Annotated in this window: 9 protein-coding genes; 2 read left to right on the top strand and 7 right to left on the bottom strand. The window is 62.7% G+C overall.

Translation table 11 applies throughout. The features are described from left to right. Positions 1-43: 43 nt before the first annotated feature. The 3 genes from GA0071312_RS05625 to GA0071312_RS05615 all read right to left on the bottom strand — a co-directional run bounded on the left by GA0071312_RS05625 (position 44) and on the right by GA0071312_RS05615 (position 3350). Positions 44-1252: an amidohydrolase family protein gene (locus tag GA0071312_RS05625; RefSeq protein WP_074443924.1), complete on the bottom strand. Its 1209-nt coding sequence runs from the start codon at positions 1250-1252 to the stop codon at positions 44-46. A gap of 9 nt (positions 1253-1261) precedes the next feature. Further along, positions 1262-2209: a hypothetical protein gene (locus GA0071312_RS05620; protein WP_074443923.1), complete on the bottom strand. Its 948-nt coding sequence runs from the start codon at positions 2207-2209 to the stop codon at positions 1262-1264. A 67-nt stretch (positions 2210-2276) separates the two neighbouring features. Beyond that, positions 2277-3350 carry a TauD/TfdA family dioxygenase gene (locus tag GA0071312_RS05615; RefSeq protein ID WP_083204332.1) on the bottom strand — a complete coding sequence of 358 codons (1074 nt, stop codon included), beginning with the start codon at positions 3348-3350 and terminating at the stop codon, positions 2277-2279. A gap of 403 nt (positions 3351-3753) precedes the next feature. On the opposite strand from GA0071312_RS05615, the gene GA0071312_RS05610 reads away from it, so the two are divergent. Then, positions 3754-5358 (top strand): phosphoenolpyruvate carboxykinase, encoded by a 1605-nt coding sequence (locus tag GA0071312_RS05610; RefSeq protein WP_074443921.1) that lies wholly within the window; start codon positions 3754-3756, stop codon positions 5356-5358. A 77-nt stretch (positions 5359-5435) separates the two neighbouring features. On the opposite strand, the gene olsB is transcribed toward GA0071312_RS05610, so the two are convergent. Continuing rightward, on the bottom strand, positions 5436-6398 hold the full coding sequence (gene olsB / locus GA0071312_RS05605; RefSeq protein ID WP_074443920.1) for a l-ornithine N(alpha)-acyltransferase: 963 nt from the start codon (positions 6396-6398) through the stop codon (positions 5436-5438). Between the two features lie 287 nt (positions 6399-6685). On the opposite strand from olsB, the gene GA0071312_RS05595 reads away from it, so the two are divergent. Next, positions 6686-7414: a tetratricopeptide repeat protein gene (locus tag GA0071312_RS05595; protein WP_083204331.1), complete on the top strand. Its 729-nt coding sequence runs from the start codon at positions 6686-6688 to the stop codon at positions 7412-7414. A gap of 64 nt (positions 7415-7478) precedes the next feature. On the opposite strand, the gene GA0071312_RS05590 is transcribed toward GA0071312_RS05595, so the two are convergent. The 3 genes from GA0071312_RS05590 to GA0071312_RS05580 all read right to left on the bottom strand — a co-directional run bounded on the left by GA0071312_RS05590 (position 7479) and on the right by GA0071312_RS05580 (position 15775). Then, positions 7479-9908, bottom strand: a complete 2430-nt coding sequence (locus tag GA0071312_RS05590; RefSeq protein WP_074444261.1) for a glycogen/starch/alpha-glucan phosphorylase — start codon at positions 9906-9908, stop codon at positions 7479-7481. Between the two features lie 395 nt (positions 9909-10303). Further along, positions 10304-11881 (bottom strand): gamma-glutamyltransferase, encoded by a 1578-nt coding sequence (locus tag GA0071312_RS05585; protein ID WP_083204330.1) that lies wholly within the window; start codon positions 11879-11881, stop codon positions 10304-10306. Between the two features lie 210 nt (positions 11882-12091). Continuing rightward, positions 12092-15775, bottom strand: coding sequence for an amidohydrolase family protein (locus GA0071312_RS05580; RefSeq protein ID WP_165603961.1), 3684 nt, complete (start codon positions 15773-15775; stop codon positions 12092-12094). Positions 15776-15969 lie beyond the last annotated feature (194 nt).

Below are 15969 nucleotides of genomic sequence, written 5' to 3'. Positions count from 1 at the left end.
GCGCGGGGTGGGCCGTCATCTTGACGATATCCCGGCGGAAAACTCAAGCCAGCACGCGCCGGGCGGTCGGGAGCACCGTTGCCGGTGGTGTATTGCGCGATGGCCGCAACAACGGCACGCCGTCGATCAGCACCATGCCGATCCCTGGCAGATCGCCGAGCTCCACGCTTTCGAGAAGCGTGCGCCCCGCAGTGCCTTGCGCGCGATCCATGATCAGGAGATCGGCGGGCCTGTCCGGGGCGATGACGCCCTGCGGAAGCTGATGCACCCGCGCCGTGTTGCCGGTGGCGAAGCAGAAGACCTGTTCCGCCGGCAATTCTGCGAAACTTGCAAGCATTGCGATCATCCGCAACATCCCCAATGCCGGCACGCCCGCACCGGAGGGACCATCGGTCCCCAGCACGATACGCTCCAGCTGCCCCATCTCCGTCGCCAGACGCAATGCGTAGAGCGCGGCGAAGGAATTGCCGTTATGAACGATCTCGATGGCTCTGGAGCATCCCTCGCACAGGCAGCGTATCTCGCTATGCGCGAAAGCGGTGTGCCCCCCGTTGATGTGGCCGATCACGTCCGGGTCGATCTCGATGATCTCCTCGGCTGCCATCAGGCGCGAGCCCGGTATCGAAGGCCCACCCGTATGGGTGAGGCTGCGCATGCCGTTGGCGCGGGCCCAGGCGACCATCCTGCTCGCGGTCTCCACATCCGCCACGGAACCGATCCCGACTTCGCCGATGAGTTCGATCCCGGCCTCGGCCATTTCCTGGAAGTCCTCCTCCAGAAGCCCCTCCTCCAGAAGCGGCGCGCCGGCAATCATCTTGACGCCGGCGGGACGCATTGCAGAGAAGCTGCGTTGTGCCGCGATCGCGAGCGCCTTGACGCCGATGCGATCCGACGGACGTCCGGCAATATGCACCTCTCCGGCCGAGATCATCGTCGTGGTGCCGCCATGCAGGCAGTTGAAGATCCAGGAATGGTTGTCCGTGCGGGGGCTGTATTCCCCGAAGGTCGGATGGGTATGCCCGTCGATCAGGCCGGGGCAGACGGTCGTGCCGCAGGCATCAACGATGATGTCGGCGTCGTCGGTATCACAGTCTGACGCCCTGCCGATTCCCGTGATCACGCCGTCGACGGCAACGATCGTATCCGCGTCGAGGATCGGCTCTTCCAGCCGCCCGGAGAGCAGCAAACCGATGTTTTCGATCACCAGCTTCCGCTGATCGGAATGTGCCGGGTCGGGAAACAGGTCCAGCATCAGTTTTCCTCAGGGTTTGCAGGGGGCGCTGCTTCTGAGCGAACCCCGGCGTTGCAGCCGCTCGAACAGCGACTGGACGGCGCGGGGTAGGGTGAAGATCGGCAATTGGCAGGCTGCGAAATACAAGGCCATCGTCGGGCTGACCTGCGCGCCGAGCGCTGCCCAGACCAGCCCCACATTCTTGTTGCCGAGTGTCAGGCCATTGACGAGGCGCGTCCCGACATCACCGGGCAGGATCAGCGCACCGACACATTGCAGGCCGATATTGCTGGCATAGGCGAGCACGATCACGCCCAAAGCGAAAAGCGGTTCGGCCTCGATACGGGCCCGCACGCCCGCCATGGTGGCGAGGGAGAAGACAAGCAGCGAGAGCACGATGGCTGCGTCGATGTAATCGCCGTTCCGGACGAGCCCCTCGGCGCAGAAATGTCGTAGCAGCGAGGCGGCCGCGATTGCGCCGCCGATGATCAGCACCAGCCCCTGTGCGAGGGCGAGCGCGCTGATCTGGGGGCCGCCGAAGAAATCCGCGACGAGCGGAACCGTCAGCGGGGCGGCGATCGTCGCGATCAAGAGGGCCGCCAGCGGCGGCGCGCCGTTCAGCCCGAGCATGCGCGCAACGGCCACCGTCGTCGTGGTCGGTGGCGCCGCCGCCGCCAGAACCACGGCGATCGCGAGATCGTCGGGCAGGGCCATCAGCGAAACCGCCACCGCGGCGATAGCAGGTGCCAGAAACGCGATGATCACCGGAAAGACCAGGCCGACCGAAGGCCGGCGCGCCTGCACCATGATCAGGGATGGCTCGACCCGCAGCAGCGTCCCGAGCACGAACGCGAAGACCGTGGCCGGCAATGCCGGACTCGCGAAATCCGCGAGAACCGGAAAGGCGAGACCGAGTATGATGCCGGATGCGAGGATCGTCGGACCCTTGCGATGGAGCACTGCCAGCTTCGCGCGCATTGTGTAGAACCGCCATTTTTACTATTTATAGTTTGCTAATATTATATTAGCACCTTTAAATTGCTTTTCAAGCTGACATGACTTTGCCAGGAAGAGCCTCGAAAGTGGGAGCAAAAACGCGCTCTCTAGGGGCATCCCAATCTGCGAAGACATCCAGGTCTGCGGTAATGAAAAGCCGTTGCACCCATCGTTGTGCTCGTCCCGATTCGTCGAAGCTGGCCTTGAAGGGCGTACGCGCGTGCAGTGTTGTCCGGTTATCGATCGCAACGATTTCGCCGGGTGATATAATCTCATCATAAGCCACGCTTTCGAGGGCCTGTTCGAACGCCTGGGCGGCGCGCTCCGCTTCCGCAGTTGCGCAGTAGCCGATCATGTCTCCGTAGAATGCCGCATGCACGATCAAGCCGTGCCGATCTTCCTCGATCAACGGGATCATGCGCGTGTGAAGCATGTCGTAACCCGACGCGTACCCGCGCCAACGGTAGGGAAGCTTCACTGCATATAACGGGCGTTGCAGAATTGAGCGCTCAGCTGCGCTGAGCAGCTTCAATGCAAGCCGCGCATCGCTCAGCCTGGTCTTCGGTGGATTGGCCTCCTGTTTGACACCGGTCAGCAGCAACGCCGACGGCGAGCAATCGCGACCGGTTAAAAAGCGCAGGGCAGCGTTCTCGGCATGAAAGCGCAGATCAGAGTCCGCCCCCAGTCCAGTTATTTCCGATGACGTTCTTCTGGTAGGAATAAGGTTGTTGATTAAACCTTGTCCTTCACAATGCATTGAATATGGCTCACCAAAATTTACCGCCATAGCCGTCAATACATTCTCCGATATGTAATTTTCTTTATCAATTCTAGTCAGATCTGTATGATTCAATGGCGGCCTTTCTATTGATTCGGAAATAGGCAGATTTGTCAATTTGATTGATCCGGGACGCTGATCCGGTTGAACATCTGTATTGAGGAACGCCCCCAGAGGCGCGAGCACGCCACTCAGATCATGTGCGACTTCCTTGATTGTTTTCACATACTCATCAAATCGATCATCTGGATAAACGATGGGGACTAATTTCTGTTTGAGCGCGTCACGCTGGGAATCCGACAAGGCTTGTTCGCGTGGTGTGGTCCGGAGCTGTGTTTCACTCATGATAATACCTCTTGATTTTCGTAAATATTTTCATAGCACGTTTTGTAACGTGAATTTTACTCCTAAAGCCAGCTGGGCGAGAGTGCAATGGCTTTTGCATCTTTTAATTGCATCAAATTGTCTGGTTGGATTGCCCCTTTGGAAGGGCGAATCCGCGGCTTCCCGGTTGACGTCTCGCTCTGCGCATTTATTGAAAAGGCGCGTTCGCGGTCGCAGGGCCGCTTGCATGCAGCGTGTCGGGACGGATGCTGTCGGGCTTTGCCGGCTTTCGCATTGCCGGAGCGCCGGGGCGCTGCGAATATTGTCGAACGGGCCGGAGGCGCCATTGCCGCCGGACCCGCACAGGACTCCGGACGCCCCCCGATAACGGGAGATGGGCGCAACCAACAGGGAGGATAGTCTCGTGGAGAATATCGGCGTATTCAACCGCGCGAACGGCGCAGAGGCGATCGGCCTGCGCAATCTCGAGCGCGTCTACTGGAATTTCGAAGCGCCGGCACTCTATGAGCAGTCCCTGCAGCGCGACGAAGCGCAGCTCGCCGAAGGCGGCGCGCTGGTCGCCGAGACGGGCGTGCATACGGGCCGCTCGCCCAGGGACAAGTTCGTCGTGCGCGATTCTGACACCGACGACAAGATCTGGTGGGATGCCAATGGCGCGATCACGCCGGAGCAGTTTGACACGCTCCTGCAGGATTTCATCACCCATGCCGAAGGCAAGGAGCTGTTTGCGCAGGACCTGTTCGGCGGCGCCGATCCGGCCTATCGGGTGCGCGCGCGGGTCTTCACCGAATTCGCCTGGCATTCGCTGTTCATCCGCAACCTGCTGCGCCGGCCCGACCGTGACCTGCTGCCCTCCTTCCAGCCCGATCTGACCATCATCGACCTGCCGAGCTTCAAGGCCGATCCGGCCCGCCACGGCTGCCGCTCGGAGACGGTGATCGCCATCGACTTCACCCGCAAGATCGTCCTGATCGGCGGCACCTCGTACGCTGGCGAGATGAAGAAATCGGTCTTCACCTACCTGAACTACATCCTGCCCGCGAAGAACGTCATGCCGATGCATTGCTCGGCCAACATGTCGAGCCCCTCGGACGTGGCCGTGTTCTTCGGCCTGTCAGGTACCGGCAAGACGACGCTCTCCAACGATCCCGACCGTCCGCTGATCGGTGATGACGAGCATGGCTGGGGCCCCAACGGCATCTTCAATTTCGAGGGCGGCTGCTACGCCAAGACGATCAAGCTCTCCGCCGATGCCGAGCCCGAGATCCACGCTACCACCCGCCGCTTCGGCACGGTGCTCGAGAACGTGGTGATCGATCCCGAAACCCGCATGCCCGATTTCGACGACGGTTCCAAGACCGAGAACACGCGCTGCGCCTATCCGCTCGACTTCATCCCCAATGCCAGCGAGACCGGGCGCGGCGGGCATCCCAAGAACATCGTGATGCTCACCTGCGACGCTTTCGGCGTCTTGCCTCCCATCGCCAAGCTGACCAGCGCCGAGGCGATGTACCACTTCCTCTCCGGCTATACCGCCAAGGTGGCCGGCACCGAGAAGGGCGTGACCGAGCCGCAGGCGACCTTCTCGACCTGTTTCGGCGCCCCCTTCATGCCGCGCCCGCCCTCAATCTACGGCAATCTGCTGCGCGAGCTGATCGGGCGCCACCACGTGGATTGCTGGCTGGTCAATACCGGCTGGACCGGCGGCAAGCACGGGATCGGCCGGCGCATGCCGATCCGCGTCACCCGTCGGCTTCTGACGGCCGCGCTCGACGGCTCGCTCTCGAAGGCCGATTTCCGCCGCGACCCGTATTTCGGGCTGGCCGTGCCCACCCATGTGCCGGGTGTCGAGCCGCATATCCTGACCCCGCACAAGACCTGGCAGGACAAGGCCGCCTTCGCCGAGACGGCGCAGAAGCTGATCGACATGTTCCAGGAGAATTTCAAGCGTTTCGAGAATGACGTCGATGCCGATATCCGCGCCGCCGCGCCGCAGAAGCTGATCTGAGGAAGGCAATCTGAACGCAAGGTCACGAAACGCCCGGTCCGACTCCGTCGGGCCGGGCGTTTCTCATGGGAGCCCGGTCACGCGTGGCGCCCGGCATCGGCGCCGAAATGGGTAACGTAGCGTGGATTGATGCGCGAGACCGGCAGCACCACGAACACATCGGTTGTTCCAAATTGCCGGTCGACCACGGCGCCGTCACCAAAACCGGCCCCGAGCCGCAGATAACCCTTGATCAGGGGCGGCAGGGAGGCGAGCGCCGCACGCGGGTCGATCGCCTCGCGCGGCATGCGCGCCATCGGCACATGCAGATGCGCATGCGCACGCGCGCACCATTCCTCGGGTGCCCGCGCGAAATGCGCGAGGAAACTCAGCGACAGGGCGAGCGCCTCGGGATCGGTGCCCGCAAGGCTCGCGCAGCCGAGCATCACATCGATACGATGGCGCAGCACATAGCTCCAGATGCCGTGCCAGAGCAATTCCACCGTGCGCTTGTTGCGATAGGGCGCAAGCACGCAGGAACGCCCGAGTTCAAGGACATTCGCATCGGGATGCGCCTCCAGCAACGGGCCGATCGCGTATTCCGAAGCGGTGTAGAACCCGCCATGGTGCCGCGCCACCTCCTGGCGCAGCAGCCGATAGGTTCCAACCACTTCCGGCGCATCCCCCTTGCCGTGATCGAGCACCAGCAGGTGATCACATATGGCATCGAAAGCATCGGCGTCACGACCGGTGACCAATGCGAATGCATCCGGCTGCGCAGCCATTTCCTCGTAGAAGACCTGATAACGCAGCCGTTGCGCACGCACGACATCCCCCTCACCCTGTGCGAGTCGGAGTTCGAGGGCGCCGATACGTCCGAGGCACATCCCGACCGAATGATCGAAACGCACATGATCGAGGAGGGCGTCCGCGTGCCGCAGATTGTCGGCAACGGCTCCTGCGGATTTTGCCACGGCTGCCGGCAAACCACCTGTGCCGCGCGCGGCCGGACGCGGATCCGGGCTGCCGGTCGACGAGATTTTCGCGATGGTAGACACCATTCCCGGAAGCTCCCCGGCCCTTGATGGCCAAAATGATCCGCAACCATGATATGCCGCATGCCCGCTGCAGATACAGCCTGTCGGTGCGGTATGATCCGCAGACCTATGGGGTCCCATACCGGTTTCACGAAATGATGACAAAACGCAAGTCTTTCGGCAAAAAGCCATGCCCGGTGCGCTCCGGCCCGCCACCGTTGGTCCGCCCGCAGAATCGGAGCGATCAGCGCTACACCAGGTCGCATGCGGATGCGAATTGACGGCGGATACCGTTTTCAGCATCATGATGCATGCGTTTCTTTTCGTCGGTCACCCTGATCGCGATTATCGTCGGCACCGCGCTCTCGGCGGGACCGGCTGCGCGCGCCCTCTCCGAACCTGCAATGAACGGCAAGGCCGACATCCGGCCCATCCAGTCGCCGAGTGAAACCGTGCCTGGCTCCGATGCCGAATCGCAGGCTGCCGATGACGTCACCGGGGCCGGTCGCGAGGCTGTCGCCATCAGCGAGGCGCTGCTACAGCGCCCCCCGGCGCGCAACGATGCGACGCTCGACGATCTGTTCGTGCGGCTGGGGGAAGCAGAGGGAGCTTCCGAAGCGCGCGGCGTGGTGCTGATGATCAACAGACGCTGGCTGCGCTCGGGTTCGGATACGGCGGACCTGCTGATGACCCGTGCGCGGCAGGCGATGCGCGAGCGCGACGATGCGCTGGCTGTGGAACTGCTCGATCGCGTCATCGCGATGCAGCCTGACTGGGCCGAAGCCTGGAACCGACGCGCCGTCGCCTTCCACCGCCTGGGTGATCCACTGGCCGCGATGGCCGATATCCACCGTACGGTGACGCTGGAGCCTCGCCATTTTGCGGCCTGGGCCGGGCTGGGCCATATCCTGCGCGAAATCGGGGATGAAGCCGGCGCGCTCGCAAGTTACGAACAGGCGCTCAGCCTGCACCCCACCATGCCGAGGCTGGAACCGCTCGTGGAGACATTGCGCCGGGAACTCTACGGGCTGAATCTGTAGCAGTCGGGATTCCGACTGCGCATCACCCCGCCACTCATCGCGGCGTCCTCTCACATGACCCGCCTCAGGCGCTGTGAACCAGCGGGCGCACGCGCCAGATATCCTGCGCATATTCGCCGATGGTGCGATCAGAGGAGAACCAGCCCATTCGGGCCGTGTTCAGGATCGCCTTGCGCCACCATTCGTCCGGGCGCCCCCAGAGTGCGTCCAGATCGCGCTGTGCCTGCCAATAGGCGTCGAAATCGGCGGCGATCATGTAGCGGTCGCGCCAGGCGACGGCCTCGGTCAGGGATGAATAGCGGCGCGGCTCATCCGGCGAGAACAGCCCGGTCTCGATCTCGTAGAGCGCGCGCGCAAGCCGCGTTGAACGGTCCAGCGTGGAAGCTTCGCAATAACCCGCATCGCGCAGGGCCGCGACTTCCTGAGCGTCATGGCCGAAGATCGTGATGTTCTCAGGGCCGACATGGGCGCGCATCTCGACATTGGCGCCATCGAGCGTGCCGATGGTGAGCGCACCATTGAGGGCGAGCTTCATGTTGCCTGTGCCCGAGGCCTCCATCCCGGCCGTGGAAATCTGCTCCGAGAGATCGGCCGCGGGGATGATCACCTCCGCAAGGCTCACATTGTAATTCGGCAGGAAGACGAGTTTCAGCTTGTCCCCGATCTCGGGATCATTGTTGATCACCGCACCCAGATCATGCGCGAGGCGGATGATCTGCTTCGCCTGCGCGTAACTCGCCGCCGCCTTGCCCGCGAAGATCTTGACCCGTGGCACCCAGCCGGCACCGGGATCGGCCTTGATGGCGTTGTAGAGCGCCACCGCCTCGAGCAGGTTGAGAAGCTGGCGCTTGTATTCGTGAATGCGCTTGATCTGCACGTCGAACATCGCCGTCGGATCGACGCTGACGCCGGTGCGGACCCGGATCAACCTGGCGAGATCCTGCTTGGCCGCGAGGCGCTGATCGGCGAAGGCGCGCTGGAATGCCGGATCATCGGCATGCCCCTCCAGGTCACGCAGGGCCTGCGGGTGATCGCGCATGCGCGGCCCGATGGTCTCGATGATGAGACGGGTGAGGCGCGGATTGATCTGCTGCAGCCAGCGCCGGAAGGTGACGCCGTTGGTTTTATTGGTGATGCGGTCGGGGAACATGCGATGAAGATCGGCAAAGACGGTCTCGCGCATCAGATCGGTATGCAACGCCGAAACACCATTGACCTTGCGTGACCCGACAAAGGCGAGATGCCCCATGCGCACGCGCTTGCCGTTCTCCTCGTCGATGATCGACAGCGCCCTGCCGAGCCGGTCATCAGCACCCGGCAGCGCCGCCACCGCCTCGAGATGCAGCCAGTTGATCCGGTAGATGATCTCCATATGACGCGGCAGGAGCCGCTCCATCAGCGGCACGGCCCAGGTTTCGAGCGCTTCCGGCAGGAGCGTGTGGTTGGTATAGGACAGCGTCTCGCGGGTGATCTCCCAGGCCCGTTCCCAGGCCAGCCCCTTCTCGTCCACCAGAATGCGCATCAACTCCGCCACCGCGATGGCGGGATGCGTGTCATTGAGCTGGATCGCGACATGATCGGCCAGATTGCCGAGGCCCGGGAAGCGGCTGAGATGCCGGCGCACCAGGTCCTGAAGCGACGCGGCGGTGAAGAAATATTCCTGCCGCAGCCGCAATTCGTAGCCTGCCGGCGTCGCATCGCTGGGATAGAGCACCCGCGAGATTGCCTCGGCCCGCGCCCTGTGCGCCATGGCGCCGACGTAATCGCCATGATTGAACGCATCGAGCATGAGCGGCTCGGACGCGCGCGCCGACCACAGCCGCAAGGTGTTCACATGCGCCCCGCGCCAGCCCACGACCGGCGTGTCGTAGGCCTTGGCGATCACGGTTTCCGCCGGCTGCCAGACGCGACGCATGCGCCCGTCTGCATCGGTCTCGTCGCGCGTCGTGCCGCCGAAGCCGATCCTGTAGGTCGCTTCCGGACGCTCGAACTCCCATGGATTGCCGACATTGAGCCAGTCCTCGGGCACTTCATGCTGTGCGCCGTCGACAATGACCTGCCGGAACAGCCCGTAATCATAGCGGATCCCGTAGCCAATGGCGGGCAGGGACAGGCTCGCGAGACTCTCCATGAAACAGGCGGCCAGCCGCCCCAGACCGCCATTGCCGAGCGCCGCATCGGCCTCCTGCTCACGCAACAGATCGGGATCCACGCCCAGATCGTTCAACGCCTCGACGAGCGGCTCCATCAGGCCGAGATTGCTCACAGAATCGCGAAAATTGCGCCCGATCAGGAATTCGAGGGAGAGATAACAGACCCGCTTCCCCTCCTGCCGGTAGGTCTCACGGGTCGATTCCATCCAGCGGTCGACAATCCGGTCGCGCACGGCCAGAGCAGTCGCGAGATACCAGTCATGCATGCTGGCATGAGCCGTATCCTTGCCCACGGCATAGACGAGTTTATCGGTAATGGCCGCACGCAGACGGGCCCGCATGCCCTCGCGCGCATCCGCCCCCGCTTCTGCCCCTGCCTCGACACTGCGAAGCTTCTGTTCCTGATTTTCGTACACTGTCGATCCGTTATGCTGAGACGTTACCGGGTTCCCTGAACCAAACAGCCCAGCTTGATATGACCCGCTCCGTATTGTGACTCCAAACTGTATTCATATGTATTAATGCACCGGGCGCGGTCAAGCATACCAGATTGGAAACGACGTATTCGCGCGCGAATTCCCGGATTTTGCACAGATTTTGCGCGTGAACCGGCGCCAGACGGGTAACGGAACGGAGCGGAAAACATCGGAAATCGGGAACGTGATACCACATCATTCCCGCATGCGCTTGCGGCATCACCGCCTTCGTCGCATGTCTGCGGATCACGATCGGGCGGCTACACCGCCAGCGCCTCCGCCGTCGGCTGGACCGGCTCGGCGCCAGCCTCGTTGACACCGACGCGCCGGCGCACCGCGCTCGCGGTGGTGAAATTGATCGGATAGGGCACCCGGTCCGCCAGTGTCACGTCATGCTGCCCCGCGAGTTCTTCCAGCAGTGCCTGCGGCAGCGCCGCATCCGCGACCACCTTGTCGGGACCCGACACGTCGATGCGCGGATGATGCATGGCGTCTTCCAGCGACATGCCGTGATCGATCATGAAACAGAGCAGGTTCATCATCGCGGGAATGATCTTGCGCCCCCCCGCACCGCCCAGCGCGATCACGTCATCCGCGCCCGTGGCAATGGCCGGGCAGTAATTCGCCAGAACCCGCTTGCCCGGCCCGATCGCATTGACCGCCTCAGGGCGCGGATCGAACCAGTTGATGCCGTTATTCATCAGGATCCCGGTCTCCGGCGAGATCACCCGTGAACCGAACAGCGAGAGCAGCGTCTGGGTGCAGACGACGAGATTGCCCTGCGCATCCGCCACGGCGAAATTCGTCGTCGAGGAAGGGTGCGGCGTGCCATCGCCCATCTCCGCGAGCCGGCGCGCCCAGGCCTGTTTCAGGGCATCAGCCATCGCAGCATACATCGCCGCATCGGGGACATTGCCCGACGGCGTATGCGCTGCCTCGAGCGCCGCGAGCGCCTCCAGCATGGTCGGCCCGCCATTGAGCTCAGGGGCGACGGCGAGATCGTAATCGCGATAGCGCAAGGTCGCCGGTTCGCGAACCTGCGCCTTCACTGCCGCGAGATCATCGAGCGACAGATAGCCGCCGCGCGCTGCGATATCGGCGATCAGCGCACGCGCCAGGCTGCCGGTATAGAAGGTCGAGGCGCCCTCCTGCGCGATGTTGCGCAGGCTACGTGCCAGTGCCGGCCAGGGCAGACGCGCAGCCGCAGCGCCCGCCGTCGGACCCTGCATGAGGGGCAGACCGCCACGCAGGAAATGCTCCGCGCAACCGGGATCGTTTTGGAGATCCGCCAGGGCGGTGGTCACGATCATGGACCCGTACCAGTCGATCTCGACGCCCGTCTGCGCGATCTCGGCCGCCGGCATCACCAGATCCGCCCACGGCATCGAGCCGAAACGCTCATGCGCGAGCGCGTGGCCCGCGACCATGGCGGGCACCGCGATCGCCTTCGCGCCGACGACGTTGCGGTTATCCTCGACCATGGGCCAGCCGAACAGATCGGAATCGGAACCGCCAATCACGGGGAAATCCGCCGGGTCGAGCCCCTGCGGCGAGCGTGCACCGAAATCGATCACCGTGATGCGCCCGCTTTGCGCCTCGCGCACCAGCATCACGCCGATGCCGCCGATGCCGCTCATCCAGGGCTCGGCCACGCCGGCGGCGAAACCGGTGGCGATAGCGGCATCGACCGCATTGCCGCCCTTGCGCAGGATATCGATCCCGACCTGCGCCGCGACGCGATGATGCGCGGCCACGACGCCACCCGCACCGCGCGCCACGGGTTTGCGGATATGGGCTTTGCGCGAAAGGTTTTCCGACAATGCGTGACGGCGCAGCATGGCATTCTCCCCCGGATCGTGATCGTTTCGGGCAGCCTAACGGCAACGCGCGCGCTGCGCAGGTGAATTCACAAGCGATCCGGTTGGGCGGATTGCGGGGTGAGGGGCAGGCTGGGGACGAACGCGAAACGCCGGCGGTGAGTACCGCCGGCGTCAGGCCGGGAATTGCCCGATCGATTACCGGTCGCGCGGACGCTTTGGCAGTAAGCCTTACTCTCCACGCGCCGGATTGCGGATCATTTGATCGAGGTACTCGCCGTCCGCACCGCGCTGCCAGATGAAAGGCGGCGGCCCTTCGGCTCCGTTTTCCAGCCATTCGGCGTTCTCGGGGTGCAGGCGGAACTGTGTCGCCCGCTCAAGTCCGGGAGTGATGTGCGTGTTGAAGTTCTCAGAGAAGAGCGCCTCCTTGAGATCCGGATCAATCCGGTCCAGCTCGTCGAGCAAACCCGTACGTCGCAAACTTTCAGCGACATTCAGGCGGCTGTTCGGAGCCGGGTTCTGCGTGGTCGCGATCGTGTCGCTTCCGAACATGAAGCGGGTCGGGTGATCCGCAATCAATCGCGCCCAGCCAGCCGGGTCTTCCGCGATATAGGGATGAATCGCATCCCAGGACATATCAATAACGACGTTCGGAGCATTTTCGAGAACCTTGCGCAGTTGGTCCAGGTGATCCGGCGGCATCTGCACGGTAAAGCCGAGCCCACCGCCATGGGCCCAGACAATCGTCGTGTCGGGGGCACTGTTGGCGAATTCCATAAGGGATTCGATATTGGCGTTATTGGACGGCAAACGAAGTGCAGAGAGGCTACCGGTCGTATTTAGGCGATCGGTTTCTGCAGCGGTGCCGCTGTCACAATGAATGATGACGGGCATCCCGGTTTCGCCCATGGCCTGCGCCCAGCGTGTCAGATTGGCTTTTTCTTCCGGGGTATTATAGACGAGCGGCGTTTGGCCGCCGAGCGAATGCACGATCTCTTTGGAAAGATTGGTCTCGCCCCAGAGCGCTTTCAGAGTCCCGGGCTTAAGGCCAAATCTCTTCTCTGCCTTGGTTAGCTCCTCCAATGAGAGATAGATGTTGCGATGACTCCCGTCCTCACGCGGATTCCCTGCACTCAATCCAAGAACATGATGTTCTGCGATAATGTTTGTACCAAGGGTTTCGTTCTCGTGGCGGATAAGTGCCGCTAGATTATCGGCCAGGCCTTCATCAACTTCCGTTCCGCTGAAATGCAACTGACAGCCCGCCGGCGCGCTCACGAATTCGATGGTCTCTATACCCCGAGGAATCGAACGACCGATCAGTTCTTCTAAATCGCGGATGGGAAGGCCTTGTATCGGCATCACCGCAGGATGCCCGTATCGATCATTAATCATCTGGTTTGTCGATACCGTACCCTCGGCCCAGTTGACCTGCAGGACACCGAGGATCGTCTGCGCGCTTGGATTCCCATCGATGAATTCTCGCGACAGATAATAGTCCATATCTGGTGTGCCGTCTGGCCGTTTGCCATCTGAGCCTTCAGGCCGCTCTCTGAAGCGAGGTGCAACGGGGAAAAATACCGTCTGCCCACCGCCCATCGATTCGGTCTGGGCGATCAGCCGAGCAACGGTCATATCCATCCATTGCTCGTCGGTCAGACCCGGAGGACGCACGCCCATGAATCGCGGGTCATATGAACCAAATCCCGGACCATAGCCCACTCTGCCGTTCTGAAGCTCCTCCAAGCCCGGGGCAACAGGTCCTTCGTGAGAATGGATATCGCAGATCGTATCTGGAAGTTGACCACAATTTCTATTTAGCAGCGCCGTAATCACATTGCCGACTGGGCGACCAGTCTCCTCGCGATATTGCCGGCTCTGTCTGGCGAGGTCTTGGAGATCCTCCTCAGTCCTGATCGGTGGCTGCGCACTACCGGGTGTCCAGATCTGCGGCTCATCAGGGCCCGCCACGACAGGCTGGTCCGTTCTGATGATGGACGGTGCCGATTGAGCAGTGTCGTCAGTTTCACCGGTCGCATAGGGCAGATGAATTTTCTGGTCGTTCGCCGCACCCGGCACGATAATCCGCCGCCGTTCCTCCGCGCGACCGGCCTGCTGCGTATCCGGCGTGTTCTCCGGTTCCGGGAATTCCCCACCGGTGCCCGGATACGGACTGGTGTTGAAGGGCGGCCCGCCGCGTCCGCCGGCGAGACCGCCTGAACGCAGCGATGCGGCCACGTCCTGGCCGTAGGCGCCGTTGAGGAGGGCACGGATCGCATCGCGCATCTGGCCGGCGCCGGCATCGTAGCCGGCCTCGAAGACGATCTGCGCGACATCCGGGAATGCCTCGGCATAGCGCCGGAAGGCATCCTGCTCGTTGGGACGCAGCAGGCGCTCGACATCCGGGATATCCCAATCGCGTCCGCGACTCAGCCCGGTGATCGGCGGCGCGCCGACCGTGTCCGGATCGTCGTTTCTCAGGCGGTTGGTCGCCACGCGCGGCTCTATATCGCCCTTGATGATGGCATGGACGAAATCAAGAAAGCGCGGATTATGGGCCTCACGTTCCAGCGCGCTGCGCCAGATCGGATCGGACATGATCTCTTCGTATGCCGCGAAACCCTCGGGGCCCAGTGTTTGGGGCAGCGCGTCGACGACACGGCCAGCGCGCACGAAGTCGTGCTCCTGCGATCGGCCGCCGGCGTTGATATTATTCAGTCTTTGGGTAACTTCGTCAGAGCGTTCAGCATTCACGGCTTGTCCAACTGCACGGTTCGCCCGGAATGCTGCGTCCGACTCCGCCAGCCTTCGCTCAGTTTCTGCCTCGTTCCGTGCAACGGCATCAGGGCCATGCACCGGATCCTGCGGGGCGCCCTCCATATCCGCGAGACCGAAACCTTCTCGACCTTGCGCAGGCCCCTGACCCGACCTGCCCGAATTGAGCTGTTCCTGCGCAGCCGCGCCGAGCCCCGCGCCCGTCGTATCCTGCACTTCCCTGCGGCCCGCACCGATACCGGTGGCGACTTGCGGCCCGAGCCCGTCGGGGATCAGGCCGGGATTCTGCGTTTCTGCCTGCCTTTGGGGCTGATCCCCCAGCGCGAACTGCGCGGCGGCATTCGTGAACGGGGAGAGCTGCGTTTGGACCAACGAGGCCTGCGGGCCGGCAGTGTTTCCGAGCTGGCCACCCGTCGGTGTGATCACGTTTGCCGCCGGGGCGCGCGGAGCGCCGGCGCCACGCAGCGTTTCAGGCATCGTCGCGGTCATGGTCCCGCCCCCGCCATGCGGTCCGCGCGGTGCGCCGCCGCCACCGGGCCGACCGGGCCCGGAACTCCATCCGCCGCCATTTGGGCCAGAGTTTCCTTGCGTGTGGCCTCCACCATCGGAGCGCCTCGCGGATACGACCTGAAGACTGCCTGTTCGACTGGCGGCAGCGCCGCCCGCCCCGATCGAAAGGCCGGCGGTCAGCGCGTCGGTGGCAGCGCCTTCGCGCCTCAATCTGTCCAACTCTCCTTGGAATTCGGGATTTCCGGTGTCCCGGACATTTGCGAGAATCGCCGGCGCACCGTTGGGCCCCCCGCTGATGTAGCGGGCAAACTGATAAGCTTCTCGAGCGCCTTGCTCGCCGTGTGAAAAATAGACGGTGGAGACGCCGTCATTGGGGATTCCCATCTGCTCCAGATGCTGCAGCTGAGACGGGCTGAAGCGTCGATGGTGCTCGTATCGGGGGCTCTCGTTCTCGGGGTCCCGGGAACGGAACATCGGTCCCGTCGGCGCGCTGAGTGGAAATTGTGCGTCACCCTGTTGGCCGGTAGCGTCGCGATAGCGTTCGCCAAACGGGCGGGAGCCGGAAATGCCTTCTGACATGCGTAATCTCCGATGAAAAATTGGCACGAAAAAATCGAAATAATCATTCATTTTAGGCTGACGCATTATCTAAATCAATCAAAATTATTATGTATAATATTATTTTATATAATAATTTGCAGACCCGACGCCCCCCGCATTGCTCTGTTGCGCCCCGGATACCCCACGATCCCAAAAAACCAACAAGCGCCTGAGACCAAAGACTTTTTCGGGGAGACCGAACCACGCGCCTTCCGCAGAAGCGC

This window comes from Saliniramus fredricksonii (genome assembly GCF_900094735.1).
Taxonomy (GTDB): domain Bacteria; phylum Pseudomonadota; class Alphaproteobacteria; order Rhizobiales; family Beijerinckiaceae; genus Saliniramus; species Saliniramus fredricksonii.
This window is presented reverse-complemented; position numbering and strand designations above follow the sequence as displayed.